Annotated in this window: 21 protein-coding genes and 1 tRNA gene; 14 read left to right on the forward strand and 8 right to left on the reverse strand. The window is 60.3% G+C overall.

The window, feature by feature from the left end; genetic code table 11:
* Positions 1–5: 5 nt before the first annotated feature.
* The 4 genes from ABD837_RS09895 (at position 6) to ABD837_RS09910 (ending at position 6,992) form a co-directional block, all read left to right on the forward strand.
* Positions 6–1,022, forward strand: a complete 1,017-nt coding sequence (locus ABD837_RS09895; protein ID WP_345053555.1) for a glycosylasparaginase — start codon at positions 6–8, stop codon at positions 1,020–1,022.
* A 129-nt stretch (positions 1,023–1,151) separates the two neighbouring features.
* A complete protein-coding gene (locus ABD837_RS09900) occupies positions 1,152–3,902 on the forward strand; it encodes a D-alanine--D-alanine ligase family protein (protein WP_345053559.1) in 2,751 nt (916 codons plus the stop codon).
* Positions 3,903–4,080: 178 nt separating this feature from the next.
* The gene (locus ABD837_RS09905; protein WP_345053561.1) at positions 4,081–4,842 is read left to right on the forward strand and encodes a PASTA domain-containing protein; all 762 of its coding nucleotides are present in this window, start codon (positions 4,081–4,083) and stop codon (positions 4,840–4,842) included.
* Positions 4,843–5,015: 173 nt separating this feature from the next.
* On the forward strand, positions 5,016–6,992 hold the full coding sequence (locus ABD837_RS09910; RefSeq protein WP_345053564.1) for a T9SS type A sorting domain-containing protein: 1,977 nt from the start codon (positions 5,016–5,018) through the stop codon (positions 6,990–6,992).
* 93 nt (positions 6,993–7,085) lie between these two features.
* Here the strand turns inward: ABD837_RS09910 and ABD837_RS09915 are convergent, their stop codons facing one another.
* From ABD837_RS09915 to ABD837_RS09925, 3 genes are all read right to left on the reverse strand, one after another.
* Positions 7,086–7,607: a fasciclin domain-containing protein gene (locus ABD837_RS09915; protein WP_425554333.1), complete on the reverse strand. Its 522-nt coding sequence runs from the start codon at positions 7,605–7,607 to the stop codon at positions 7,086–7,088.
* A gap of 311 nt (positions 7,608–7,918) precedes the next feature.
* A complete protein-coding gene (locus ABD837_RS09920) occupies positions 7,919–10,207 on the reverse strand; it encodes a GH92 family glycosyl hydrolase (RefSeq protein ID WP_425554326.1) in 2,289 nt (762 codons plus the stop codon).
* Between the two features lie 115 nt (positions 10,208–10,322).
* A tRNA-Arg gene (locus ABD837_RS09925) sits at positions 10,323–10,394 on the reverse strand.
* Between the two features lie 163 nt (positions 10,395–10,557).
* Between ABD837_RS09925 and ABD837_RS09930 the strand changes: the two genes are divergently transcribed.
* A complete protein-coding gene (locus tag ABD837_RS09930; RefSeq protein ID WP_345053566.1) occupies positions 10,558–11,007 on the forward strand; it encodes an organic hydroperoxide resistance protein in 450 nt (149 codons plus the stop codon).
* A 69-nt stretch (positions 11,008–11,076) separates the two neighbouring features.
* Here the strand turns inward: ABD837_RS09930 and sucC are convergent, their stop codons facing one another.
* Positions 11,077–12,273 carry an ADP-forming succinate--CoA ligase subunit beta gene (sucC, locus tag ABD837_RS09935; RefSeq protein ID WP_345053570.1) on the reverse strand — a complete coding sequence of 399 codons (1,197 nt, stop codon included), beginning with the start codon at positions 12,271–12,273 and terminating at the stop codon, positions 11,077–11,079.
* Between the two features lie 103 nt (positions 12,274–12,376).
* Positions 12,377–13,552, reverse strand: a complete 1,176-nt coding sequence (locus tag ABD837_RS09940) for a glycoside hydrolase family 113 (RefSeq protein ID WP_345053572.1) — start codon at positions 13,550–13,552, stop codon at positions 12,377–12,379.
* 138 nt (positions 13,553–13,690) lie between these two features.
* Here ABD837_RS09940 and ABD837_RS09945 point away from each other — a divergent pair, with 138 nt between their 5' ends.
* The 7 genes from ABD837_RS09945 to ABD837_RS09975 all read left to right on the forward strand — a co-directional run bounded on the left by ABD837_RS09945 (position 13,691) and on the right by ABD837_RS09975 (position 21,985).
* Positions 13,691–14,350 carry an ABC transporter ATP-binding protein gene (locus ABD837_RS09945; RefSeq protein WP_345053575.1) on the forward strand — a complete coding sequence of 220 codons (660 nt, stop codon included), beginning with the start codon at positions 13,691–13,693 and terminating at the stop codon, positions 14,348–14,350.
* Positions 14,351–15,074: 724 nt separating this feature from the next.
* Positions 15,075–15,869: a hypothetical protein gene (locus ABD837_RS09950; RefSeq protein WP_345053577.1), complete on the forward strand. Its 795-nt coding sequence runs from the start codon at positions 15,075–15,077 to the stop codon at positions 15,867–15,869.
* 235 nt (positions 15,870–16,104) lie between these two features.
* Positions 16,105–18,138, forward strand: a complete 2,034-nt coding sequence (locus tag ABD837_RS09955; RefSeq protein WP_345053579.1) for a S9 family peptidase — start codon at positions 16,105–16,107, stop codon at positions 18,136–18,138.
* A 72-nt stretch (positions 18,139–18,210) separates the two neighbouring features.
* A complete protein-coding gene (locus ABD837_RS09960; RefSeq protein WP_345053580.1) occupies positions 18,211–18,375 on the forward strand; it encodes a hypothetical protein in 165 nt (54 codons plus the stop codon).
* Between the two features lie 43 nt (positions 18,376–18,418).
* Positions 18,419–19,087, forward strand: coding sequence for a hypothetical protein (locus ABD837_RS09965; RefSeq protein ID WP_345053582.1), 669 nt, complete (start codon positions 18,419–18,421; stop codon positions 19,085–19,087).
* Between the two features lie 361 nt (positions 19,088–19,448).
* Positions 19,449–20,120: a DUF922 domain-containing protein gene (locus tag ABD837_RS09970; RefSeq protein ID WP_345053585.1), complete on the forward strand. Its 672-nt coding sequence runs from the start codon at positions 19,449–19,451 to the stop codon at positions 20,118–20,120.
* A gap of 392 nt (positions 20,121–20,512) precedes the next feature.
* Positions 20,513–21,985, forward strand: coding sequence for a TPM domain-containing protein (locus ABD837_RS09975; RefSeq protein ID WP_345053588.1), 1,473 nt, complete (start codon positions 20,513–20,515; stop codon positions 21,983–21,985).
* Positions 21,986–22,082: 97 nt separating this feature from the next.
* On the opposite strand, the gene ABD837_RS09980 is transcribed toward ABD837_RS09975, so the two are convergent.
* Positions 22,083–22,247 (reverse strand): DUF3606 domain-containing protein, encoded by a 165-nt coding sequence (locus ABD837_RS09980; RefSeq protein WP_345053589.1) that lies wholly within the window; start codon positions 22,245–22,247, stop codon positions 22,083–22,085.
* 153 nt (positions 22,248–22,400) lie between these two features.
* On the opposite strand from ABD837_RS09980, the gene ABD837_RS09985 reads away from it, so the two are divergent.
* Positions 22,401–22,691 (forward strand): hypothetical protein, encoded by a 291-nt coding sequence (locus ABD837_RS09985; protein ID WP_345053590.1) that lies wholly within the window; start codon positions 22,401–22,403, stop codon positions 22,689–22,691.
* Positions 22,692–22,981: 290 nt separating this feature from the next.
* Here the strand turns inward: ABD837_RS09985 and ABD837_RS09990 are convergent, their stop codons facing one another.
* The gene (locus ABD837_RS09990; RefSeq protein ID WP_345053592.1) at positions 22,982–23,542 is read right to left on the reverse strand and encodes a hypothetical protein; all 561 of its coding nucleotides are present in this window, start codon (positions 23,540–23,542) and stop codon (positions 22,982–22,984) included.
* A gap of 91 nt (positions 23,543–23,633) precedes the next feature.
* Positions 23,634–24,077: a hypothetical protein gene (locus tag ABD837_RS09995; protein WP_345053593.1), complete on the reverse strand. Its 444-nt coding sequence runs from the start codon at positions 24,075–24,077 to the stop codon at positions 23,634–23,636.
* Between the two features lie 158 nt (positions 24,078–24,235).
* Between ABD837_RS09995 and ABD837_RS10000 the strand changes: the two genes are divergently transcribed.
* Positions 24,236–25,063, forward strand: coding sequence for a hypothetical protein (locus ABD837_RS10000; protein WP_345053595.1), 828 nt, complete (start codon positions 24,236–24,238; stop codon positions 25,061–25,063).
* Positions 25,064–25,573: the final 510 nt, after the last annotated feature.

Here is a 25,573-nt window from a genome sequence, read left to right on the forward strand (position 1 = left end):
CTGCTATGCCGTCTCGCCGGATTTTTTTGCATGCTTCGGCCGCTGGCCTGGCGGGATTGGCTGCCGGGCCGCTGGCCGCCGCCGCCCTCCCTCCTGCCCCGGCCAAAGGCCGCCCCGTGGTGATTTCGACTTGGGACGCGGGCCTGAATGCCAACCGCGGCGCCTGGAAAATTCTGGGCCCCGGCGGCTACGCCCTCGATGCCGTGGAGGCCGGCGTGATGGTGACCGAGGCCGAGCAAAGCTGCTGCGTGGGCCTGGGCGGCAACCCCGACCGCGACGGCATCGTGACGCTCGATGCCTGCATCATGGACGACCAGTACAACTGCGGCAGCGTGGCGGCGCTCGAACGCATTCGGCACCCTGTGAGCGTGGCGCGGCGCCTGATGGAGCGCACCCCGCACGTGATGCTGGTGGGCGCGGGAGCCCAGCAATTTGCCGTGGCCCAAGGCTTTGCGCTGGAGCCGGCCCAGCTGAGCGCCGATGCCGAGCGGGCCTACAAGGAGTGGCTTAAAACCAGCCAGTACCAACCCGTCATCAACATTGAAAACAGCAAAAGTCGCCCCACCGGCCCAGTGGGCGGCCCGCAGAACCACGACACCATTGCCATGCTGGCCATCGACGCGCAGGGCCGGCTTAGCGGCAGCTGCACCACCAGCGGCATGGGTTTCAAGATGCGCGGGCGGGTGGGCGACTCGCCCATCATCGGCGCGGGCCTGTTCGTGGACCCCACCGTGGGCGCTGCGGCGGCTACCGGCCAGGGCGAAGACGTTATTCGCATGGCCGGGGCCCACACCGTGGTGGAGCTGATGCGCCAGGGCCGCTCGCCCCAGGCCGCCTGCCGCGAGGCCGTGGCGCGCATTGCCGCCATTAAAGGAGCCAAGGCCAAGGACATTCAGGTGGCTTTTATTGCCCTGAACGCGCAAGGACAGACGGGCTCGTTCGCGCTGCAGAAAGGCTTCAGCTACAGTTTGAGCACCACCGACATGCCGGTGCTGCACAACAGCGAGTTTCTGCTGAAGTGAGCCAGGGGCGGCGTGGGAATGGGAAAGCCTGCGATAGGGCTCGATAGCGCCCGGAATTTTAGCCGGCGCGCAGGATGTTCGGGCGCGGACTAAAAGTCCGCGCTACGGGTTCTTACCTTTGCTGCACTTATGAAAATCGGTATTTTTTTCGGAGGCACTTCGCGCGAGCGGGAAATTTCTTTCGCCGGCGGCCGCACCGTGTTTGATAACCTGGACAAGGCGCTGTTTCAGCCGGTCCCCATTTTTGTCGACAGCCTCGGGCAGTTTATTCTGCTCGACTGGCAGTTTATCTATAAAGGCACCATTCGCGACTTCTACCCGCCCGTGAGCTCGCAGCCGCCTTCGCTGCACCATTTGCAGGTGTACATCGAAAGCTTGGGCAAGCTGACCCACGACGAGCGGTTCGAAGCCATTGCCAAGGTGGGGCGCGAGGTACAAGTGCAGGAGCTGCCTTTGCTCATGGACTTCGCGTTTCTGGCCCTGCACGGCCCCGGCGGCGAGGACGGCGCCATTCAGGGCATGTTGGAGTGGCTGGGCATCCCGTACTCGGGTTCCGGCATCCTGCCTTCGGCGTTTGGTATTGATAAAATCGCGCAGAAAAACCTGCTCAAGGCCCTGGGCCGGCCCACGCCCGATTTCCGCGTCATCACGGCCGAAGAGTGGGACCGCACCGACCACGCCGCCACGCTGGCTTATCTGGTGAAAGAGCTGGGCCTACCGCTGGTGCTGAAAGCGCCCCGCCAGGGCTCCAGCATCGGCGTTAGCATCCTGAAGACCGACAACCTCGCCAAGTTTGAAGCCGCCATCGAGCGCAGCCTGTTCCGCAAAACCCTCACCCGCGCCGACTGGCAGCGCCTGGGTGAGCAGGACAAGCTGGCCTGGGTGCAGCACCTGACTGACATCCGCGAAGGCATTGGCCTGCCGGTTGTAGTTGATAGTTATCCGTTGTCAGTTGTTAGCAGTGGCTCTAGCCTGCCAACCGACAACCAACAACTAACAACCATCTACCACCCCGAAACCCTGCTCTTCGCCCTCAGCGAGCGGCTGGAAACCGCCGAGCAAGTGCGCCTGACCAATGTGGACGGCGAAACGCAGGTGCTGGTGGAAAGCTTTGTGGCTGGCCGGGAGTTCAGCTGCATTGTGGTGGAAGACCCCAACGGCCTGCCGCTGGCCCTGCCTCCCACCGAGATTGTGAAGGGCGAGGAGATGTTCGACTACCGCTCGAAGTACCTGCCCGGCCTGGCCCGCAAAGTCACGCCCATCGACTTGCCGGAGGAGAAAATTCAGGAAATCCGCGAAGCCTGCGAGGAGATGTTCCGCACGTTCGGCTTCCAGGTGTATGCGCGTCTGGATGGTTTTGTGGGCCACGATGGCAAGCTGTTTTTGAACGACCCGAACACGACTTCGGGCATGCTGCCGGCCTCGTTCTTCTTCCACCAAGCGGCCGAAATCGGGCTCAATCCGAGCCAGTTCCTTACGTACCTGATTCGCACCTCGCTGGCAGCCCGCCGACGCGCCGGCCTGCGCCCGGTGAAACTGGGGACGTTGTTGCAGCAGCTCGATACGGCTGTGGCCAGCCGCCAGCACGAAACCACCGAACGCATTCGCGTGGCCGTGATTATGGGAGGCTACTCATCGGAGCGCCACATTTCGGTGGAAAGCGGGCGCAACATCTTCGAGAAGCTGAGCTCGTCGGCCAAGTACGCGCCGGTGCCGGTGTTCCTCACGGGCTCGGCGCAGGAGCACCGGCTCTACGTGCTGCCTGTGAACGTGATGCTGAAGGACAACGCCGACGACATCCGCGAGAAGATTGAGCACGCCGAAGCTGGCGAGGCGCCGCACCCCATCCTGGCCCGTATTCGGCAGGAATCCAGCGCCATTACCAGCACCTACGCGGGGCAGGCGCTGGCCCAGCCGCGCCGCATCTCGTTCGAAGACTTAGCGGGCCTGGCCGATGAGGTGTTCATCGCCCTGCACGGCCGGCCCGGCGAGGACGGCGCGCTACAGGTTGAGCTGGAAAAGCTTGGCCTACCCTACAACGGCTCGGGCGTGGCCAGCAGCAGCGTCACCATCAATAAGTTCGAAACCAACAAGCGCCTGCGCGATACCGGCCTACTGGTAGCCGAGCACCGCATGGCTGCTAAGCTGGAGTGGCAGGCTGATGCCGAAGTCTTCTACCGCTCGCTCGAAACGCAGTTCCCCTACCCTTTCATCGCCAAGCCCGCCGACGACGGCTGCTCTTCGGCAGTGAAGAAAATCAAGAACCGTGCGGAGCTGGAAGCTTTCACCCAGCTGATTTTCCGGACGGAAGAAGAGCTGATGCCCAAGCCAGCCGAGGTGCTGAACCTGGGCTTTAAAGAGGAGTTTCCGCGCAAGGATGCCTTCCTGGTGGAGACGCTCATCAGCCGCGACGGAGCCGCGCATTTCCTTGAAATCACGGGCGGCCTGCTGACTTCCTACGACGAAGACGGGCAGCTTGACATTGAAGTGTTTGAGGCCAGCGAGGCCTTGGCCACCGGCGAGGTGCTGAGCCTGGAGGAGAAATTCTTGGCCGGCGAAGGGCAGAACATCACGCCCGCCCGCTACGACGTGGATGCTGTGGAGCGCCAGCGCATTTCGAACGAAGTGAAAGCTGTGCTGCGCCGCGTGGCCGAAGTCCTCGACATTCAGGGCTACGCCCGCATCGACGCCTTCGTGCGCGTGCGCCAGGAAGGCGAAGTGGAGGTGCTCATCATCGAGGTAAACTCGCTGCCGGGCATGACGCCGGCCACCTGTATCTTCCACCAGACGGCGCTGGCCGGCTACACGCCTTATGAGTTCATCGACCGGATTCTGGAGTTCGGCAAGGCGCGGGCGGAAAAGACTATACCTGCCAGCTAGAACATCACAAACGAACGTCATGCAGAGCGCAGCGAAGCATCTTGCCCGTAGTCACTGATTCAACTGTTTGCATGGCAATGAGTAGTGGTGGCACGCAAGATGCTTCGCTACGCTCTGCATGACGTTCGATTATGACGTTCTTTGGACTCCCAACTTCAATACCCACGTTACCCATTCAATGGCTTTCCTTACCTCCAATACCCCGCTCGACGTTGTGAAGCACCTGGTGCTCATCGCCGTGGCGGGCCTGCTGCTCGTGCTGGGCTTTTTCTACGTGTATTTGCCCATGAGCACTCACCACGGCGAAACCATTACGGTGCCCAAGGTGACGGGCATGAACGTAGCCGACCTGGAGAAATACCTCGATGAGCGCAACCTGAACTACTTCGTCGACGACTCGAGCTACAGCCCCAACATCCCTCCCTTCACGGTGCTGGTGCAGGACCCCGCCCCGGGCGAAAAGGTGAAGGAAGGCCGCAAAATTTACCTGCAGGTGAGCATGAAGAACCCGCCGGTGATTAAAATGCCCAAGCTCACCGACGGCTCTTCGAAAAACGCCATGCTCATTCTCAAAAGCTACGACCTGGTGGTGGGCCAGCTGCAAATGGTGCCCGACCTGGCCTCGGGCGCGGTGCTGAAGCAGTTGGTGAACGGCAAGGAAATCGCGCCCGGCGCGCCCATCGCCAAAGGCACGAAAGTGGACCTCGTGGTGGGCGACGGCCAGGGCAATCAGACGTTTGCCGTGCCCCGACTCATCGACATGCCCGAGGATGAAGCCATTACGCTGCTCGTGGGCCAGGGCCTGCAAAAGGGAGAAGTATTTGAGCAGCCTGCCGAGCAGGGTCAAACGCCCGGCACCGTAGTGCGCCAGCGTCCCGCCGCCGGCCCCGATGCCACCATCCGCATGGGCCAGCTGGTGGATATCTGGATTGCCAGGTAATTCGGCGCCGTTACCCAAAGCCGTAGTACGCAGCCTTTGCTGCGTTTCGTCGCACCTCCTCTACACACGCAGCAAAGGCTGCGTACTACGCCGCAAGTGGCGCGTGGCACAGGCCGCGCGCCACTTGCACTTTTTACCCTGCCCCCGTCGTTAGCTCCCAAACCTTCGCCCTTATGCTGACACCTTTCCGCTTGCTGCGCAGCCGGCTGCCCCGTTTGCTGCTGCTGTGCTCGCCACTGCTATGCCTGTTGCAACTCGCGGCTGCTCCCGCACTGGGGCAGGTGGTGCCCTCGGGCCCGCTCCAGGCCGACCCGGGCCGGGCTGGCTACGTGCCCAGCGCCACGCTCAAGGCCCAGTACCGCACCGCTGCTCTGAACCTGCCGTTTTTTGACGATTTCACCACGCCGCGCGAGGGAAACCCCGACCCGCGGAATTGGCTGCCCAGCGGTGGCGCATTCGTAAGCAACCGGCTGGCTCCGCTGCCGCCCACGCGCGGCGCGGCTACCCTCGACGGCCTGCGGACCAACGGCCAAAGCTACAGCGGCCTGATTACGAGCCCCAATGGCGTCCTCGACTCGCTCACGTCGCAGCCTGTCAACCTGGCTAACCTGGGCCTCAACGACCAGGTGTACCTCAGCTTTGCCTGGCAGGCGGGCAGCGTGGCGAGCGTGCCCGGTTCGGGGACGCCCAGCAACCCGGTGCGCCTCGAGCTGTTTGTGAAAACCAACACCGGCGCTTGGGAGAGCAAATGGTTTTATAACGCCGTGCGCCAGCGCACCGGCTTCCGCCAGCAGGTAATCGACCTGAACCAGGCCAAGTACCTGCACGGCAACTTCCAGTTTATGTTCGTGGCCAGCGGCAACGCCTCCGACAACAGCGACAACTTCAGCGTGGACTACGTGCTGCTGGACCGCGGACGCACCCGGGGCCTCACGGATACTACCTACACCGATGTGGCCACCGGTGCGGGCCTGGCCGGCGGCCTGCCCACGGGCGGGCTGCGCAGCCCGCTGCGGCGCTTCACGTCTATGCCGGTGTGGCAGTACAACGCCGCCAGCCCCCCCACCAGCGAGCTGAACCCACGCCTGGGCGTGAACGTGAGCAACCTGAGTGGTACGGCATCGCCCCTCTCCGTCGATGTGCTGGGCACCGTGCGCGACCTGACCACGGGCACTAACCTCGGCCCCTGGCTGCAAACCTCGACGCTGGTAGCCGGCAACTCGCGCCAGTCGCCCATTACCGGCTCGGCGGCCACCCAGCCGCTGCCCGTGTCGGCCACGCCCAAGCGCTTCCGTTATACGCTGGCCCTGAACTCGCGCGAAACCATTCCGCGGACGTTGGCCAACGACACCATATTCCGCGATGTGGAGCTGAACAACTACTACGCCTACGACGATGGTACGGCCGAGAACATCACCAACCTGCTGCCCTACCCCAACGGCCCGCAGTCGGCCTTTGCCTACCGCTTCGATTTGAACCAGCCCGATTTTGTGCGCGGCCTGCGCCTGGTACCGGTATTCACGGCTTCGGATGCTGCCAGCCGTCAGGTTACCATCAGCGTGTGGGGCGATAAAAACGGACTGCCCGACGAAAACAAAGTCCTGGCCTCGAAGACGTACACGATGCCGGCCGCCTACCCCGCTGGCTGGCAGTATTTTCAGTTTGATTTCGACCAGCCAGTGCCGGTGTCGGGCAGCTTTTATGTGGGCTTCTCGCAGCCCAGTACCGGCCGCACCCTGCACTACGGGCTCGATTTGAACAGCACCTTTCCGGCCCGCCACTTCTTCCGCCGCGACAACGCCAGCGTGTGGGACACGGCTAATTTTCAACCATCCGGCGCGGTCCAGCGCGGTGCTCTGATGATGCGCCCCGTGATGACGAACAACGTGGCTACGGCCACCACTTCGGCAGCCGAAGCCGCTGCTTTCGCCATCTACCCCAATCCTGCGCACGGCCCCGTGCGGGTTGCCGGCCCCGCCTTTGCCCGTGCTGCCGTGCTCGATGCCGTGGGCCGCGTGGTCTGGCTGCAGCCTGCCGCCGAAGCTGGCCAGCCCCTGCTGGCGCTGCCCACACTGCCGCCGGGCGTGTACCTCGTGCGCTTCACCCTGGCCGATGGCCGCACCGTATCCCAACGGCTGCTGCTGGAGTGAACCAACGCGCCACAACCCATTTACTAAACGCAAAAAGGCCCGCCGGAAAATCCGGCAGGCCTTTTTCTTATCTATTTAAACTTCGGGTGAAGCTTAGTTGGCCGGCATCAAAATGGTGTCAACCACGTGGGTGATGCCGTTGCTCGATACCACGTTGGGGATGGTAACGGTGCTCATGCCGCCTTTGGCGTCCTTCAGCATTACGCTGTTGCCTTTCTTCATCACGGTCAGCGTTTCGCCTTGCACGGTGGTCAGCACCTGACCATCTTTGAGGTCCGCGGCCATCAGGCGGCCGGGCACTACGTGGTAGGTAAGGATTTTGGTGAGCGTGGGCTTCATTTCGGGCGTTACCAGCGAGTTCACGGTACCAGCGGGGAGCTTATCGAAAGCAGCGTTGGTGGGCGCGAATACGGTGAAGGGACCAGCGCTTTTCAGCGTTTCTACCAAGCCAGCTGCCTTTACGGCCGCTACCAGGGTGGTGTGGTCCGAACTGCCCACGGCGTTGTCTACGATGTCTTTGTCGGCGGTCATCATGGCGCCGCCTACCATCACGCCTTTGCCCGTACCGGCCATGCCGTTCATGTCGCCTTTGCGGGGCTGGGTTTTGGCCTTCATTTTATCGCCGGTGTCCGACTTGCCTTTCACTTTCATTTTGCCGTCGTCCGCCATTTTGGTTTTGGTGGTCATGCCGTCGGCTTTCGTTTTGGTCTTCTCGGAATCGTTTTTGGTTTTCGTATCCTGCGCAAACGAGGTGGCCGAGCAGGCTACGGTCAGGGCGAGGGCGGTGAAGATTGTTTTCGTATTCATCAGATTAAGAATGGGGTGAGTGAGTCTGTATGGTCGAGCTATACGGTTAAACAGCACCATTTGGTTTATTGTTTACTCAACACTCTCACTATTATGACACTAATACACTTCGCATTGCCTCAGCGTCGCGGCTTCGACATCGAGAACGGTGCATCGGCCGGAGCCGTCCCCCGTACGGTATTCGGCGCAGGCACCATCTCGAAATCCAGCGCCGCACCCTGCACCAGTGCCGAGTGGCTAAGCCAATTATGGTCGTAAGCCTGGCCGTTGAGGCGCAACGCGCCCACGTAGCGGTTGGCAGCCGAGTTTTGCAGCGCATTCAGCACCACTGCCTTGCCGTTGGGCAGGTTTAGGGTGACTTTGGGAAAGAGCGGCGCACCCAGTACGTACTGGTCGCTGGCCGGGCACACGGGGTAAAAGCCCAGCGCCGAAAATACGTACCAGGCCGAGGTCTGGCCATTGTCCTCGTCGCCGCAGTAACCGTCGGGAGTGGGCTTGTAGAGGCGGTTCAGCACCTCGCGTACCCAGTATTGCGTTTTCCAGGGCTGGCCAGCGTAGGCATACAGGTAGGGCATGTGCTGCACCGGCTGGTTGCCGTGGGCGTACTGGCCCATGTCGGCAATCTGCATCTCCTTGATTTCGTGGATGACCTCGCCGTAGTACGAGTCATCGAAGGTGGGCGGCAGCCGAAAAACCGTGTCCAATGTGGCCAAGAAGGGCTTTTTGCCGCCCATCAGATTCATCAAGCCCTGCACGTCGTGAAACACCGACCAGGTGTAGTGCCAGCTGTTGCCCTCCGTAAAAGCATCGCCCCATTTGAAGGGATTGAAAGGCGTTTGGAACGTGCCGTTCTGATTGCGCCCGCGCATCAGCCCCACTTTGGGGTCGAAGAGGTTGCGGTAATTCTGGCTGCGCTTTTCGTACAGCGCTACTTCTTTGGCTGGCCGGCCCAGCGCCCGGCCCAGCTGCGCAATGGCAAAGTCATCGTAGGCGTATTCGAGCGTGCGGGCTGCGTTTTCGTTGATTTTGACATCATAGGGCACGTAGCCTAGCTTGTTGTAGTAGTCGACGCCGGCGCGGCCCACGGCCGTGAGCGGGCCGGCATTGTTGGCGCCATGGGTCAGGGCTTCGTACAGCGTTTGCATGTCGGCCCCGCGCACGCCTTTCAGGTAGGCATCGGCCACTACCGAGGCCGAGTTGTTGCCCACCATCACGTTGCGCAGGCCGGGACTGCCCCATTCGGGCAGCCAGCCGCTTTCGCGGTAAGCATTGGCCAGGCCCTGCTGAATCTCGGCGTTCACATCGGGGTACACTAGGTTCAGGAAGGGGAACAGCGCCCGAAAGGTGTCCCAGAAACCCGTGTCGGTGTACATAAAACCGGGTTTCACCTCGCCGTTGTACGGGCTGTAGTGCACCGGCTGCCCGGCCGCATCCACCTCATAAAACTTGCGTGGGAACAGCAGCGAGCGGTACAGGCACGAGTAGAACGTGCGCATCTGCGCATCGGAGCCACCCTCGGCCTGCACCCGGCCCAGCGCCGCATTCCAGGCTGCGCGGCCCTTCTGCTTCACGGTTTCGAAGTCATCATCCCCTATTTCGCGCAGGTTCAGCTCGGCCTGCTCGGCGCTGATGAACGACGAAGCCACGCGGCACTGCACCTGCTCGCCTTTTTGGGTTTTGAAGCCCACCACCGCGCCTACATGGGCGGCCGTGGCTTCCAGCGCGACGGCATCCAGCACCTTGTCTTTGAAGACATGGGTGTTGGCAAAAGGCCGGTCAAACTGCACTACGAAGTAGTTGCGGAAGTTGGCCGGCACGCCGCCCCGGTTTTTGGTGGTGTAGCCGATAATCTTGTTTTCGGCAGGCAGCAGCTTAATAAACGAACCTTTGTCGAGAGCATCGAGCACCACATAGGCGCTGTCGGTGCGCGGGAAGGTGAAGCGGAAGCGCGCCGCCCGCTCGGTGGGGACCAACTCGGTGGTCACGTCGTGGTCGGCCAAATACACGCGGTAGTAGTAGGGCGTGGCGGTTTCGGCCTTGTGCGAAAACCAGCTGGCGCGGTCGTCCTCTTCAAACCGCAGCTTGCCGGTGAGGGGCATGAGCACGAACTGCCCGTAGTCGTTCATCCAGGGCGAGGGCTGGTGCGTTTGCTTGAAGCCCCGGATTTTGTCGGCTCCGTAGCTGTACTGCCAGCCGTCACCCATTTTGCCGGTTTGCGGCGTCCAGGAGTTCATGCCCCAGGGCCGGGAAATATCCGGGTACGTGTTGCCATTCGAGAGGCTGGGCTTGGAATCAGTCCCTATCAACGGGTTTACCCAGTCGACCAACTCCGTTGTCTGGGCCCGCACCGTGCCGGCAGCCAGCAGCAACCCACCAGCCAGTAACGTCATGATACATTTTACCATCATGGCGGTAAAAGTACTCGGCTAGTTCGCTCGGCTCTCGGCCCGGCTGCCGGATTTACCGACGCATGTGCCCCAGTAAACAAAAACCCCCTCTACAAGCCGTAAAGGGGGTTTTCAGTGGCCGCGTTAGGAATCGAACCTAAATCAAGAGCTTCGGAAACTCTCATACTATCCGTTGTACGACGCGGCCAGGTCTGGATAGGACTGCAAAAGTAGCCGCAAAAGCCAGGGGGACCAAATTACCGGGCCACTTTTCTGCCCTCCGCGCTAAGCTCGGCCATAACCTTCGCCCCGCAAAGCAGGTTTAGCCGGCCAGTACTCTGCATTCTTTCACCTCCATTTCCACCTCCTTCATGAAAAAGAACCTGTATACCGCCGATGCGTCGGCCGTTGGTGGCCGCAGCGGCCACGTGCGCTCCGCCACCGGCATCATCGACCTCGACATGTCGGTACCCGAAGGCTTGGGCGGTAAGAAAAACGCCACCAACCCCGAAGAGTTGTTTGCCGCCGGCTATGCCTCGTGCTTCCAGCAGGCCCTGCTCGTTATCGCCCAGAAAGGCGGTGACCGGCTCGACCCCGAAACCACGGTGCAGTGCTCCGTCACGTTGTTTCAGGAAGGCGAAGCCTACGGCCTGAGTGCCGTACTTGATGTTGACCTCAAGTCCTTTGACCAAGCCAAAACCCTCGACATGGTGCGCCAGGCCCACCAGATTTGCCCTTATTCGGTGGGCACCCGCGGCAACATGGAAGTCGAGCTGCGTGTGAAAGGCGAAGCCGTGCCCGCGCTGGCCGACAGCAAATAGCCGCCCCGCTCTGGCATAAAAAAGGCCCGTCTGGTTCACCAGACGGGCCTTTCTAGCTTTTAACCGACCTTAGGCAGTCGCCAGCACTTCTTTCACGCGGGCAGCGGCATCTTTCAGCAACGTGGCCGAAAACACTTTCAGGCCGCTTTCGTCGATGATGCGGGCGCCTTCTTCAGCGTTGGTGCCTTGTAGGCGCACGATGATGGGCACGCGGATGTCCCCAATTTTTTTGTAAGCTTCCACCACACCGTTCGCCACCCGGTCGCACCGCACGATGCCGCCGAAGATGTTAATCAGGATGGCTTTCACGTTCGGGTCCTTCAGGATGATGCGGAAACCAGCTTCTACGGTCTGGGCGTTGGCTCCACCCCCTACGTCGAGGAAGTTGGCCGGCTCGCCGCCGCTCAGCTTGATGATGTCCATGGTGGCCATGGCCAGCCCCGCGCCATTCACCATGCAGCCCACGTTGCCGTCGAGCTTCACGTAGTTCAGGTTGTTCTGGCTCGCTTCTACTTCCAAAGGGTCTTCCTCGTTGAAGTCGCGCAGGGCCACGAAATCCTTGTGGCGGTACAGGGCATTTTCGTCCAGCGTCACCTTGGCGTCCACGGCCAGGATTTTGTTGTCCGACGTTTTCAGCACGGGGTTGATTTCGAACATCGCCGAATCGGTTTCGTCGTAGGCCTTGTAGAGGGCCGTCACAAACTTCACCATCTCCTTTTGCGCCTCGCCTTCCAACCCCAGGTTGAAGGCAATTTTGCGGGCCTGGAAGCCCTGCAGGCCCACGGCGGGGTCCACGTGCTCGCGGTGAATTTTCTCGGGGTGCGCCTCGGCTACTTCCTCGATATCCATACCACCCTCGGTGGTGTAGATGATGACGTTTTTACCCAACGCGCGGTCCAGCAGCACGCTCATGTAGTACTCCTTCGGCTCCGAAGCGCCGGGGTAGTACACGTCCTGTGCCACCAGAATTTTGTTCACCAGTCGGCCTTCGGCAGTGGTTTGCTTGGTGACGAGCTGCATGCCGAGGATGTTGCCGGCAATTTCCTTCACCTGCTCCAGGTTTTTGGCGAGCTTCACGCCACCCCCTTTGCCACGGCCACCGGCGTGAATCTGCGCCTTGATGACGTACCAGCTGGTACCGGTTTCGGCGGTCAGTTTTTCGGCGGCGGCCACGGCCTCCTCAGGGGTATCGGCGGTAATGCCTTCCTGCACGCGGACGCCGTATTTTTTCAGGATTTCTTTGCCCTGATATTCGTGAATGTTCATAAAAACGTGTAAGGGGTGGTTTTTAGCTACGCTACCTCGCGGTTTGGTGGCACGAAAGTACGGCAGCGCGCCGGGTTTACTAGCACGCCGCGTTAACTGCGGGCTACTGCCCGTACCAGCGCGCCAGCACGGCCTCGGCGGGTTTGTGTTGGGGCGTGAAATCGGCGTGGCGGCGGGCTGGGCCGTCGGCCTGCAGGCTCGGGTACCACTTCCAGATAAACATGCCTTTGAGCCACGGCTGGCCCCAGCAGGCCCGGAAAAGCGCTTCGTAGCAGCGGGCCTGGGTGGCCTCGTCGGCGGGCGCGACGGCCGCCATGCGCTCGGGCCACTCCCAGGGCTTAGCGGCCGCGTCGGGGGTTGTTTTATAGCCCACTTCGGTGAAGACCACCGGCTTTCTGATTTTCTTCTGCCACCGGGCCAGTTTCTGCAAATGGGGCTGCCAGCCGCGTAGCAGCGAATCGAGAGGCGGGCTGGGCTGGGTGCTGAGCGGAAAATAGGCCTGAATACCCACGTAGTCGAGCGCGTCCCAGAACTTAATCTGCTCGTACTCGCCGCTCCAGTTGGCGGCGTAGGTCAACGGGCCGTGGTATACCCGCCGAATTTGCTTGATAAGGCTGCGCCAGGCCTTTTCGTGGGCCGGCTCGGTGGCGTGCTGCAGCTCGGTGCCAATACACAATCCTGCGAAATGCTCGGCCTCGGCCAGCGCGGCGTAGTGCAGAATAAACGGGGCATAGTTAGCGAACCACGTATCCCAGTCGGCCGCGCTGCTCATGTTGATATCGCCGGGCCAGGAGCTGCGGCCGCGCACCCACAAGTGCGGCTTTAGCAGTGTGCGGATGCCCTTGGACTTCGCGAGCCGGGCGGTATAGGTCAGGCCGGCGTCGCTTTCGCCCCACAACCCAAAACGCCCGCTGGGCCGCCCATAGCTGGTGCGAATAGCTGGTTCGGTAGCACTGGCCTGCCAGCCAAAGGGCATTTGGGCCATCCAGGTAACGTGGTTCTTCGTTAGAGGAGCCAGCATTTCGACCTTAATGGAGTCGCCACCCACCCAGCTCACGCCGCATTGGCGGGTGCTGTCGGCGGCTACAGCTCCCGGACTTCGCCGAGCCAGGGCCGCGCCGAATGGCGAAGGCGCCTTGGCCAGGGCCAGGGCTTCGCGGGCTGCATCGGCGGGGGCATCGGCGTGGCGGGTCCGAAACCAGAAAAAAAGCAGCAAGGGCAGCACAGCCGCCAGCGCCCAGGGCCACCAGCGCTGCACCGGAAGGGAGGGAGGCGTCATATTAAAAGAAAATTCTGTAGCGGGCATGGTGCAAAGTACGCGCCGGCCGAAATTGCGTATAGTGAGCGGCTGCGTACGGTTCGGGTTTGTGCGTAGCTTTGCTACTACCGCATTTCTCACGATTATCGCTGCCCGCCGTTGCTGCAAGCTATCAACATTCATAAGAGCTACAATTCCCTGAACGTGCTCAAGGGTATCGATTTGACGATTGAGAAATCGGAAATCGTCAGCATTGTCGGCTCCTCAGGGGCGGGCAAAAGCACCCTGCTGCACATTCTGGGCACGCTCGATTCGCCCGATTCGGGCGACATCCTGTTCGACGGCGAATCGGTGAGCTCGCTGGGGCGCAACGATTTGGCCCGGTTCCGCAACCGGCACATCGGATTCATTTTCCAGTTTCACAACCTGTTGCCCGAGTTCACGGCCCTCGAAAACGTGTGCCTGCCGGCCTACCTGGCCGGCCGCACCGAACGCGAAGTGCGCGTACGGGCCCGCGAGCTGCTGGCCATGATGAACATGGAGCACCGCGCCGAGCACAAGCCCAGCGAAATGAGCGGCGGCGAGCAGCAGCGCGTGTCGGTGGCCCGCTCGCTCATCAACTCGCCCGAAATCATCTTCGCCGACGAGCCCAGCGGCAACCTCGACACCAAAAACGCTCAGGAGCTGCACCAGATTTTCTTCCTGCTACGCAAAGAGCTGGGGCAGACTTTCGTCATCGTGACGCACAACGACCAGCTGGCCGAAATGGCCGACCGCAAGATTGTGATGCGCGACGGCCACATTCTGGAAGGCGGATAAGCTTTTCGTAGCAGCAAGTAAAAAAACGTCGTGCCGAGCGCAGCCGAGGCATCCTGCGGGCAGCAGTAATCAATCAGAATCGATTTCACGATTGAATTACCATCCCACGCGAGATGCCTTGGCTACGCTCGGCACGACGTTTTAATTTAACGCTGTTTGTTAGCGCCTTGCTTATGGAGCGGCCGGTGCCGCTGGCCGCAAAAGGGCTGTGGAGGTTGGGCTAAGGCCGGGCCAGCCCCCTCGTAGTGGCCCGGCGGAAGCTGTCTGAACAGGAGAGAAAAAGCTGCGGCAGCTGGTAGAGACGACCGTAGCAGTTGGCACCAATTGCCAGGGCCGCTTACCGGCTCGCCAGTGAAGCAGCAAGATGGCAGAACGGGGTGGGACGGTTTGGCCGGCTGCTACGAGCGGTTGTGTAGGGTACTCAGCGCGCGGTGGCAAAAGGTAGTTTCTGCAACCAAAAAATGTGGCGTAGGGTTGAGTTGCTACCGGAATCAGGTTGTTGAGAAGAATAATCCCGTGCTGAAATTTACAATTCCAGCCCCGCTGGCTGGCGCTTTGCCTCGCACCTAATAAGATTAGTGAAGCATATTCTAAAGCATCCCCACAACACGCTGATTAACAGACTAAAAATTTACCAATATTTTTGGCAATTCTGGCACGTTTCTTTCTACCTTTAGGTTATACACACGAACATCAGTTGGACACATTAAAAACAACAATCGCCATGAACGAGGCCACTAAAACCACCAAGGAAGTAACCAAGAAGGCTAAAGTCGAGAGTTTCGACATTTCCCGCTCCGACGAAACGCTGGATTTGGCGAAGGACCTCGCCAAGTTCATTAAAGACAACAAACTTAGCACGACCGTACAGGGCAAAGAGTTTGTGAACGTGGAAGGCTGGCAGTACGCCGGCTCGCGGCTGGGCATCGTGCCCATCGTGGAGCACGTCATCAACGTAGGCAGCCCCGAAGAACTGAAATACCAGGCCAAGGTGACGCTGTTCGACATCCGTCATGGCGTGACGGTGGGTGCAGGCTTTGCCGTGTGCTCGAACAAGGAGAGCGGCAAGAAATTCTACCAGGAGTTTGCCATCATGAGCATGGCGCAGACCCGTGCCGTTGGCAAAGCCTACCGCAACATCCTGGCCTGGATTATCCGCGCCGCTGGTTACGAGCCCACGCCGGCTGAGGAAATGGACTACGACACCAACAAGTCTGCTCCCATTGCACAAGTGCCCGCTGTAGCCGCTGTGGCTCAGCCCGTGCCTGCCATGCAGGTGGTACCCGCCGAGGTTCCTGCTGTAGCCGCCGAAACGCCCGCCGCGCCGGTGCAGTACGCTACGGCTTCGCAGAAGGAGGAAATCATCCGTCTGCTGAACCACCCGGTCATTACCCGTCCGGAAAAGACCAAGATGTTGCTCAACATCAACCGTCTTGATGAGGAGCGTGCCATTCAGGCCATCGCCAAGCTGCGCAAAGCCATCGACGACCGTGAGAACGGTGAAAAAGCAGCTGCTTAACTATTTGTTCTTCTTACTTCTGCCAGCCCGGCGCCGCAAGGTGCCGGGCTTTTTTATTGGCTCAATCGTGCCGCTTCAATCTGGCTTTGTTTAGATAAAACGGCTTCTGCACCTGCTTCTCGTGGCAATGAGCGCAGTACTGCCTGAAGGGTAAAAAGAGCCACGACCACGACCTACGCAAGAGGGCGAGAAATTGCAATTGATATATATCTTGGCCCGCTCTTAGGTCTCCTGCATGCGTGTAAATCTTCGTTTGTTAATTCTCGGGCTCTGGTTGTTCTGCTCGGCTCCGCCCGCTGGTTTTGCCCAAGCTCCCGCGCTTATTGACCGGGAAATTCTATTTGGCGACCCTGAAATCTCCGGTGCGCAGCTCTCGCCCGATGGCAAGTACCTCTCCTTCTTCAAGCCCTTTAATGGCACGCGCAACATCTGGGTAAAGGGCCTGACCGAGCCATTTGACAAGGCCCGCCCTATGACCAACGACCAGGCCCGCCCCATTGGCACCTACTTCTGGAGCCGGGACGGCAAACTCCTGCTCTACAGCCAGGACAAAGGGGGAGACGAGAACTTTAACATTTATGCCGTTAATCCGGCCGAGCCCCTCGCGGCTGGGCAACTCGTACCAACTGCCCGCGACTTAACCGGGCTGGCCGGTGTGCGGGTCCAGATTATTCATGCGCCCCTCTCCGACCCCAATGCCCTATACATTGGCCTCAACGACCGCGACAAAGCCTGGCACGACCTCTACAAGCTGAACCTGGCCACTGGGGAGAAAACGCTGGTGCGTCGCAACACCGACCGCCTAGAAGACTGGACCTTTGATTGGACGGACCGGCTGCGGCTGGCCGCGCGCCAGAACCCCGACGGCAGCACCGAATGGCTGCGGCTGGATGGCGACAAGCCTGTGCCGTGCTACAAAACCGCCATTACCGAAAAAAGCCGGGTGGCGGGCTTTACCCAGGATAATCGTCGGGTGTACCTTCTCACCAACAAGGGCGCGGCGCGCGACCTGACCGAAATTGTGCTGTTGGACCCCGCCACGGGCCAGGAGTCGGCCTACCAGCGCGACCCGCTGCACCGAGTCGACGTCGACAACCTGCGCCTTTCGGCCCGCACCCATGAGCCGCTGTTCATCACGTTTGAAGACGACCGGATGCGCCGCGTGTGGAAGAATCCGGCGTTTGAAGCATCCTTCCGAACTGCCAGCGCCCAACTCGACGGGCTCGACTGGACGCCCATTTCCAACACCGCCGATGAGCGGCTGTGGCTGCTGTCGGCCAACGCGGCCACCCAACCCAACGTCTATTTCCTTTTCGACCGCGAGAGCCAGCAATGCACCAAGCTTTTTGAACAGTGGCCCGCACTTCAGCCCGCCATGCTCGCCGACATGCACAGCGTGCGCTACCCTTCGTCGGACGGGCTGGAAATTCAGGCGTATTTGACTTTGCCTGCCGGCGTGAACGCGAAAAACCTGCCCGTCATCATCCTGCCGCACGGCGGCCCCTGGGACCGGGATACCTACGGCTTTAACAATGTGCACCAATTCTGGGCCAATCGCGGCTATGCGGTGCTTTCGCCTAATTTCCGCGCCAGCACCGGCTTCGGTAAGCGGTTTGTGACGGCTGGCAACAACGAGTGGGGCCAGAAAATGCAGGACGACCTGACCTGGGGCGTGAAGTACCTCGTGGCCCAAGGCATTGCCGACCCCAAGCGGGTGGGCATCCTGGGTGGCTCGTACGGCGGCTATGCCACGCTGGCCGGTGTCGCGTTCACCCCCAACGTATATGCTGCAGCTGTGGCCATTGTCGCTCCCTCCAATCTGCTGACCTTTCTGGCCTCCACGCCGGCTTACTGGGTAGCCGGGCGCATGCTGCGTTTCGCCCGCGTGGGGGACCCCGGCACAGCGGCCGGGCGGGCCCAGCTTGTGCGCCAGTCGCCGCTGAATGCGGTAAATCGCATCACCACGCCGCTGATGGTGGTGCAGGGCGCTAACGACCCGCGCGTGAACAAGGCCGAAGCCGACCAGATTGTGGTGGCCCTGCGCGACCGCCACCACCCCGTGCAGTACCTGCTTGCCCCCGACGAAGGCCACGGCTTTGCCCGCCCCGTGAACAACCTGGCGATGTGGGCCGCTGCCGAGAAGTTCATGGCCCAGCACTTAAAGGGGCGCTTTCAGGAAACCATGACCCCAGCAGTTGCCCAGCGCCTGCAGGAAATCACGGTGGCCCCCGAGTCGGTAGTGCTCACTCCCCGTCCTGAGCCTAAATAGACAGCTTGGTTAGGGTAAGGCCGTAGCCCCGGAGGTAAGCGGCGGAAACACTACCGCTTGCAATGGGTAAACTTGACCGTCACCGCGGGCTGCCCGGTACTGGTGATGCTGCTAACCAGTCCGGTGCAGCCCGGCGCAGCGCAAACCTTCCGTGCCATATTCCTTTTGCCATTACCCTGGCACGGCGATGCCACTACTACCTCCCCGTTTATGCCCGGCTCGGTGTTGCGGCAGTAGGTGCGGTGCTCGCTACCTTTAAGGTTCACCAACCCACTTTACTATGATTTTGGCGCGCTGCACGGCCTGCTTGCTGTGGTTTAGTTTGCCCGCTCTTGGCCAAGTCCTGCCGGCCGCAGCCGACACGGCCGGCTACGTGAAGGGGGGGTATGGCAAGTTTACCGATACCTTTTACCTTGGGGCGTTCACTGCGACTGACAGCACCAAAATCCAGGCTTACTTACCTGCCACCCGCAACGGCTACGAACGCGCCATCGACTACTTCGAAACCCCGCCTGGCCGCCAACCCCATCCCAAGCGCTACAGCCTGAACATTATTCAGGTGCACACCATGCGCGTGCACGGCCGCTACTACGAGAATCTGTTCGTCGACGACGAAAGCATCGACGTGCTGGCCTTGCGGGTGCTTCGCGGACCAGTGGAGCTGTTCACCTACGCCGAGCCCCAGTCTGTGCCTGTTCCCATCCCCGTGCCCGGGGCTGGGATGCTGGTCGGCGGTGCATCCTACATCAATACCCACTGGTACCTGCGGCGCCAAGGCACTGTTTTGAAGGTGCGACGCGGCAAGTTTGCTGAGCAACTGAGCGCCTATTTCGCCGATTGTCCCGCCCTGGCCCAGGCGGTAGCCCGCGGAGACGAGCATTGCCGCTTTCGCGACACGCCACGCTTGGTGGCACAGTACAACCAGTACCTGGAGAGCCTCCGAAAATAACTAACGCATCAGTGCGCACTCGCTGATACTAAGTCGGCCATACCCAGGTCGTGAGGGCACTGCCTGGCCGCTAAGCCGGCAACTACCCCGGCTCGGTTGCCTTCGGGTTGGTTTTGGCTGGCTTTCCATGTGCCTTCCAACCGGGTAATGGTGATTTCAATGCCAACGACTGAGGGTATCAGGTTATCGATAAATGCCGGCGGCGCATCGGCGGTAGGCGATTAAAGAGTCCCTTAAGGAATCCGGCGCAAGCTACTCTTCAGCTTGTTTGCGCGATTTTTTGCTTAGGCTCTTTGCAGGAACGGAATAGCTTTGTAGGTGAGTGAGCTTGATGCTCTTCGACTGAAGACCACCGCGGAATATGTATTACTTTTCTTGGAATTATCGGTTTTTTTGCTCCTCAATGTGGAGGACTGTCCTGCTGGGGCTGGTATTGGGGCATGCCAGTTACGCCCAAACGATGCAGACACCAGTTGTTAATCCTGGACTCGTTTACTGGCAGGAAGGCGGAAAATTGCGGTGGACCGATTTTCAAGCGCCGCATAACCTTACAGCTGACACACGAGCAGGGGCCCATACAGAAACCGTAATAAATGTGATTATCGATGAGGATGAACAACGTCGTCCTACTTTTTCAGTAGCGTGCTATTTCATTAAAATGGGTTCCTGGGTGCGCGATTCTTCCTTGAGCAACAACCAAACCCTGCTTGCCCACGAGCAATTGCATTTTGATATTGCGGAGTTGTTTGCGCGTAAAATCCGCTATAGAATTGCCCAGTGCATGCGCAGCGGCTGTAACGCCTGGGCTCCGGAATTAAGCAAGGAAATTAAGTGCCTTTTACAGGAGCGAGAAGAACTTAATGCTGCCTTCGACCAGGAAGCGTGGGCCGACCCGTCCCTGCCTCCCGTGTACAAATGGCAAGCCGTTGTGCAGCACGAATTGACCCTACTAGCGCCCTATAAGTCCAAGGCTGCAACCGGTGAACTGCACGGATGCACTGGCAACGGCAACGGCAACGGCAACGGCAAGTAACGACGCGGCACCCGGGTTTTCCGCCTCGCCACGTCTTGGGCACCCGGTTTGGCGCGCTGGTGAGGTGAGGCGGTGGTAGTGGAATGGCAACAGCCGGCAACTGCTGTCTGGTTTACTGGCATTTGCCCGTGGGCCAGGAACAGGCAGTCGACTACGGCCGTCAGCGTTGACAGCTCACGCGCGCAGAAGAAATAGGGAGGAATTGAAAATCCGGCAAGGGTAGATGCACGATTTCCACCGCAGTAAATCCAACGCACCGCTTCTTCCAATAAATAGCCCCCACCTTTGCACGGCTATATTCAAATTCTTCCCCAAAGAATTTACTTCGCGTGCCGGTTCGCTTCTGGTGGCCGGCAGACCGCGGGTGAATTCCGTTGCTTAATTAAGCCCTGATGTCTCGTTTCTATCGTTCCGTGTGGGGTTGCCTGTTGCTGTTCATGATGGGGTGTAGTGCCGAGGTCAACGACCCGTTGGAGGCTATTCCCGACCCCAAGACCCTGGGCGAATCCTACGTCAGCGACCCCGACAGCGTGCTGCGGCCCGCCACGGTGCAGCTGCTAAACGCGCAGCTGCGGGCCCTCGACCAGTCAGGCCGGGTCCACATCGACGTGGCCGTGGCCAAAAGCATTGGCGATGCCGTGCCCAAAACGATGGCGACTGCCCTATTCGACCGCTGGAAAATTGGCGAAAAAGCAAAGGACAACGGCTTGCTGCTGCTGCTGGTGCTCGACCAGCGCCGCGTCGAGTTTGAAACCGGCTACGGGCTCGAAGCCGATTTGCCCGACATCATCTGCTTCCGCATTCAGCAGCGGGTGATGCTGCCGCTTCTGAAAGCCAACCGCTACGACGAGGCCGTAACCAGCGGCGTGAGTGCCCTCCGCGCACGCCTGGCCGGTTCCGACAGTGCCGCCAAGCTGGATTCGTTGCTGAATGCTGCTGCCAGCATACAGGCCACCGAAGGCAGTGCCGTTGCGCCGGCCAAGGCAGCCTTGACGGCCCATGACAGATGGATAGGGATGGGGTCTTTCTTCGCGATGAGCTCCTTCATGCTGTTCCTGCTGGCCATCGGGCTCTCGCCCACCGACCATCGTTCGTTTAAATTCCTGTTGCTCGGCTTGTTGCCGGTGTGCCTGGTAGGCACAGGGAACCTGCTGAACCCCAGCATTGCCGACAATACCTCCCTGTATTCCATCATTGCCCTGAGCTACCTGCTTCCCCTGGGGTATCTGCACTGGACGGTGCTGCAGCTCAACCAGCACTACGATGCGCTGCCTGCCACCACGAGCCGGCAGGAGCAGTACGCGTACCTGGACCAGCGCCACAGCTCTCTGGAAACGTTCTTCCGGGCACTCTTTTTTCCGGTGGGCATGCTCTTTTACTGGCTGTGGAACAAGCGCCGGATGCACCAGCTGCGCGCCGCGCCCTACGCCTGCCCTATTTGCTCGGGCGCGATGCACCGCCTCGGCGAGAAGCAGGACGATGCTTTTCTGGAGCCCGGCAAGGTGGCCGAGGAAAAGGCGAAGTCCATTGATTACGACGTTTTCCAGTGCCTGCAGTGCAGCCATACGCTCACCATCGATTTCAAGAACCTGGGCAGCGAGGTGAAGCGCTGCCCGCAATGCAAGTACCAGACCCTGAAAGCCCAGGCGCCAACAGTGGAGCTCGCCCCCACCACCTCGTCGACCGGCTGGGGCTGGGAATATTCCTGTTGCGGGCACTGCCAGCACGAAACCCCAAAGAAGAAGTACATCATTGACAGCAAGTCGACTAGCTCCTCGTCGAGCAGCTCTTCCTCCGGCAGCTCGTCGTCTAGCAGCAGCAGTGGCGGCTCCTCGGGCGGCGGCGGCTCGGGCAGCAGCTGGTAGCAAAAGCAACGTAGCGGGTCAGGCTGCGTGGCCCGGCTTACGGGTAGGAATTGAAGCAAACCCAGCGGAAGCGCTATTCGCCTTGACTCTGCGGTCGTTAACGGGCGAAGTACGCGCGCACGTCGGCCACCAGGGGCCCGACGGCGAGCACGGCGTTGCGCAGGCGGGTTTCGGTGCAGTTCAGGGTTTGGCACCAGTAGTTCACCTCCACGGTGGATGACAAGCGGATGCGGGTTGGGTCGGCGGGCAAGGAGAGGGGCATGGGCACAAAGATAGCCACCCGGGCCCGCGGCGGCCCCGGGCGCCCCATGTCACCCTAAGAAATCGCCGCTTCGCTGCACTTCTCTCTATCTTGCCCAGCCGAATTAACACCCAGGGCCCAGGGTCGTTTTGCCCTATTCGATTATTTCAGCCAATGACCTTTTGTTCGCCCCGCACGGCCTTTTTCCTGAATCTGGTTCTGCTGCTGAACCTCGGCGTGACGTATTGGTTGCTCGACCAGCCACACACCGGGCCGTTTCTGGACGGGCTGGGTTATTTCGTTTACGGGTTTGTGTCCCTGTGCGTCAGTGCGCTGATTAACCTGAGCTTATGGCTGCACTCCTACCGGCAAGATGCGCCACAAGCGGCCCGGATTTATGGCATAGCCGCATTGCTTTATGTTATCGCTACGGCTGTGTGCTTTCTGATTGTGCAGAACGCATAAGGAAGGGTCAAGTCGCCATGGGCGGGGGCATGATGCGCCGGGCTTGGAACGCCACCCGCAACATGGCCGACAACGAAGTAAAGGTTTGGATTGCCAGTCTTGACAAGGCCATGCAAGCCAAAACCAAAGCGGGCAACGACTTCTAGCCTGCTTGTGAGAAAACACCCGCTTTGGAACCGGCTCGCTGCTGCGTTTTCTGTTGTCCTGACGGTTCGTGTTTTTCTTTTTGGGCAATCCTAGCCTTCGCTTGTATTCCCCTTTTTCGATTCGAATCCTTTGCGCAGAATTTCTCAGCCGTAGACAAAGAACACGGTTTCGCTTCCCTTGCTTTTGGCGTAATCCAAGAAGCGCATCAAATTGCGCAGGTCCTGGCTAAAGGTGTTCTCGTAGGCATCCATGCGGGGCGAAGAAAAGGAAGCGAAGTAGGCAGCGCTGCGGAGCGTATCGAATTCGTCGGACTGCAACAAGCTGGGCAAGTCCTGAATCGTTGCTACGCGAGTCAGCAAGCCTTGTACCACGGCGACGACCTTATCAATATTGCCCCTAACTGCGGCGTTGGCGGCCGCGGTCCGGGCCATTATTTCCTGTTGCTCCTCTTCATCCTCGGCGTAGTCGAGCAGGTTACTCAACTCTTCCGGCAGCGTATAGCTTTCCATCTCATAGAGCGGCGAGATATCAACGCCGGTGAGTCGACCAATTTGGTCCAGTTCCGGCTCTTCCCCTTCCGCTAGGTCATTTCGGCGCGTCATGAAGTTGCAGAAGGTACGGCTAAGATGATGCTCACTGGGGTTGTAGTCGCCAGCATCCAATTCCGCCTGATTATTGGCGCCCAGCACAATGTCAAGTCCCATCCAAATAGCTTCTTACAAAGTGAACCGTACACATAAGCACTCCTTGAACGCTCCTGTTTCTGAACGGCTGGGTTTCTTATCCACCCCGCAACTACGGGGTTGCCCCGGCGATTGCCCCGCTTTCCTTGCGCCCCTGTACGACACTGACCTGCTGTAGGTGCGGCCGTCCCACGAGGGCGCCCATGCCAATGCTGCACCGCACGTAGTACTCCCGGCCGGGCTGCACGTCGAGCACGATTTCTTCGCGGGCTTCGGTTTTGGCCCACACCGTCACCGGGCCGGGCACGTGGCGGCGCACCGCGCCCTGGCTCCCGTTGCGGGCGCGGTAGCCCACCGAATCGCCCACGTGCACGTCGTACCCAATCAGGAAGCCGGTCATCTTCCCGGGCCGGTAGAAGTGCAGCAGCGCGTAGGGCGTGCCAGCCGGCAAGGCCGCCGAGGCCATGTCGGAGGTGAGGGGAACCAGTTTGGGGCTACAGGCCGCCAAAGAAGCTGCGCAACCCGCAGCGAGCAACAAGGACGAGAAAAGACGCATGCTGCAAAGCTAGCAGAACCCCTCACAATGGCGAAGGCTTACTTTCACCAAACTAAATCATGTTTAACTACCTCCCGTTTTTCTAAACAGAGACACCTTTCTTAGCAGCTGCTTTTCACTCCTCTAGTTTACCCCAAAGCCGCTTTTTCGTCGGACTTATGAAGAACCCGTCCCACCTCGCGGTGCTGCTGCTACTGGCCAGCGCCGCCTGCCGCCCCGATGCACCTGCCACCGAGCCAGCGGCCCCGACAGCGGCTTCACAAGCAGCCCCGCCAGCGGCTTCGGTGCCCGCCCCCAAGCCAAGTGCTGCCACCGCCGCCAGCCCGACGTCCCACAGCCCGGCCGATACCCTGCACCTGCCCGGCGGCCGGGTGGTCCAGCTGCTTCCTACTACAGCGGATGCCTTCAACCAGCTGCCCACCAGTACCTTACCAAAATTTACCAATGACCCAGATGCGGAACCCCTGTCTGCTTCCCAGGGCCTGGTACGTCGCGAGGGCCTCGATTTGCTGTTGCAGCCCGCGCAGGGCAACGCGGTCAAGCTGTCGTCCACGCCCGAAGCCGAGTTTACCCTGCAAAACGGCAATGGCGTGAAATTTATATACTGGGGCAACCTGGCCGCCGCGCACCAGTGGGTGGTACAGGCGGTGTATTGGGAGGAAAACGGCATCGTGTTGGTGGACCAGCGCACCGGCCGCAGCGTCGAGCTAACCGGCGAAGCCGTGGCTTCGCCCGATGGCCGCTTCGTATTCCTCACCAGTCCCGGCCTGGGCGGCGGCGACCAGCCCAACGTGCTGTCTCTGGTGCAGATAGACGCCGCTGGCCCGCGCCTGCTCTGGCAGCGCGAGCCCACTGCCTGGGCGCCGGTTACGGCCCGCTGGGCTACCTCTAGCCGCATCATCATTGAGCGCCGCCACACCCTGGACGATGGCAGCATGGCCGATGACGCACCCGTGACCTACGACGAACTGGACGCATCGCGCTAAGCTTCCCCGATGCCCCATAGCCACCGGTTGCTGGCCGCCGCGCGGCCCCTGCTCGGGGCCTACCGGCCCGCTAGCGCCCCCAACCGGCAGAACACGTTGACCAGCTACTGGGTCCCCGATTCGCTGCGTACACGGCCACCGTGCAAGTGCTCGACTCCGGGGACTTGGGGCCAGAACTCACCTTGGAAGCAGAAACGAAGACACTGGCGTACCGCACAGAAGGAAAGAAGGTCACGTATCGCCTGCCTTAGCGTGGTACTCACCGTGTATAATTATTTGCTCCTTTACCAAACGAAGTGTGTTTACGGCACTACCGTTTTGGTGAACCGCAAGATACATTTTGATGATACGCGCAAGGGCGGGCATGCATGTTCACGTAGCAAGGCTTATGCTTGTAGAATGAATTATCGGTACTGCCTTCCGTTGCTCTTGTTGGCCTTCTCCGCGTGTCAAACTGTTCCGCCAGAAGCCCCATTGGTTGGGAAGTGGCGGTTCAAGCAACAGGACCAA

The sequence above is a fragment of the Hymenobacter glaciei genome, from assembly GCF_039539585.1.
In the GTDB taxonomy this organism is placed as follows: Bacteria; Bacteroidota; Bacteroidia; order Cytophagales; family Hymenobacteraceae; genus Hymenobacter; species Hymenobacter glaciei.

Excerpts from the sequence above, each read along its gene's own strand:
- ABD837_RS09895 (WP_345053555.1), top strand. The coding sequence starts at position 6 with ATGCCGTCTCGCCGGATTTTTTTGCATGCTTCGGCCGCTGGCCTGGCG.
- ABD837_RS09900 (WP_345053559.1), top strand. The coding sequence starts at position 1,152 with ATGAAAATCGGTATTTTTTTCGGAGGCACTTCGCGCGAGCGGGAAATT.
- ABD837_RS09905 (WP_345053561.1), top strand. The coding sequence starts at position 4,081 with ATGGCTTTCCTTACCTCCAATACCCCGCTCGACGTTGTGAAGCACCTG.
- ABD837_RS09910 (WP_345053564.1), top strand. The coding sequence starts at position 5,016 with ATGCTGACACCTTTCCGCTTGCTGCGCAGCCGGCTGCCCCGTTTGCTG.
- ABD837_RS09915 (WP_425554333.1), bottom strand. The coding sequence starts at position 7,607 with ATGAAGGCCAAAACCCAGCCCCGCAAAGGCGACATGAACGGCATGGCC.
- ABD837_RS09920 (WP_425554326.1), bottom strand. The coding sequence starts at position 10,207 with ATGATGGTAAAATGTATCATGACGTTACTGGCTGGTGGGTTGCTGCTG.
- ABD837_RS09930 (WP_345053566.1), top strand. The coding sequence starts at position 10,558 with ATGAAAAAGAACCTGTATACCGCCGATGCGTCGGCCGTTGGTGGCCGC.
- sucC (WP_345053570.1), bottom strand. The coding sequence starts at position 12,273 with ATGAACATTCACGAATATCAGGGCAAAGAAATCCTGAAAAAATACGGC.
- ABD837_RS09940 (WP_345053572.1), bottom strand. The coding sequence starts at position 13,552 with ATGACGCCTCCCTCCCTTCCGGTGCAGCGCTGGTGGCCCTGGGCGCTG.
- ABD837_RS09950 (WP_345053577.1), top strand. The coding sequence starts at position 15,075 with ATGAACGAGGCCACTAAAACCACCAAGGAAGTAACCAAGAAGGCTAAA.
- ABD837_RS09955 (WP_345053579.1), top strand. The coding sequence starts at position 16,105 with ATGCGTGTAAATCTTCGTTTGTTAATTCTCGGGCTCTGGTTGTTCTGC.
- ABD837_RS09965 (WP_345053582.1), top strand. The coding sequence starts at position 18,419 with ATGATTTTGGCGCGCTGCACGGCCTGCTTGCTGTGGTTTAGTTTGCCC.
- ABD837_RS09970 (WP_345053585.1), top strand. The coding sequence starts at position 19,449 with ATGTATTACTTTTCTTGGAATTATCGGTTTTTTTGCTCCTCAATGTGG.
- ABD837_RS09975 (WP_345053588.1), top strand. The coding sequence starts at position 20,513 with ATGTCTCGTTTCTATCGTTCCGTGTGGGGTTGCCTGTTGCTGTTCATG.
- ABD837_RS09980 (WP_345053589.1), bottom strand. The coding sequence starts at position 22,247 with ATGCCCCTCTCCTTGCCCGCCGACCCAACCCGCATCCGCTTGTCATCC.
- ABD837_RS09985 (WP_345053590.1), top strand. The coding sequence starts at position 22,401 with ATGACCTTTTGTTCGCCCCGCACGGCCTTTTTCCTGAATCTGGTTCTG.
- ABD837_RS09990 (WP_345053592.1), bottom strand. The coding sequence starts at position 23,542 with ATGGGACTTGACATTGTGCTGGGCGCCAATAATCAGGCGGAATTGGAT.
- ABD837_RS09995 (WP_345053593.1), bottom strand. The coding sequence starts at position 24,077 with ATGCGTCTTTTCTCGTCCTTGTTGCTCGCTGCGGGTTGCGCAGCTTCT.
- ABD837_RS10000 (WP_345053595.1), top strand. The coding sequence starts at position 24,236 with ATGAAGAACCCGTCCCACCTCGCGGTGCTGCTGCTACTGGCCAGCGCC.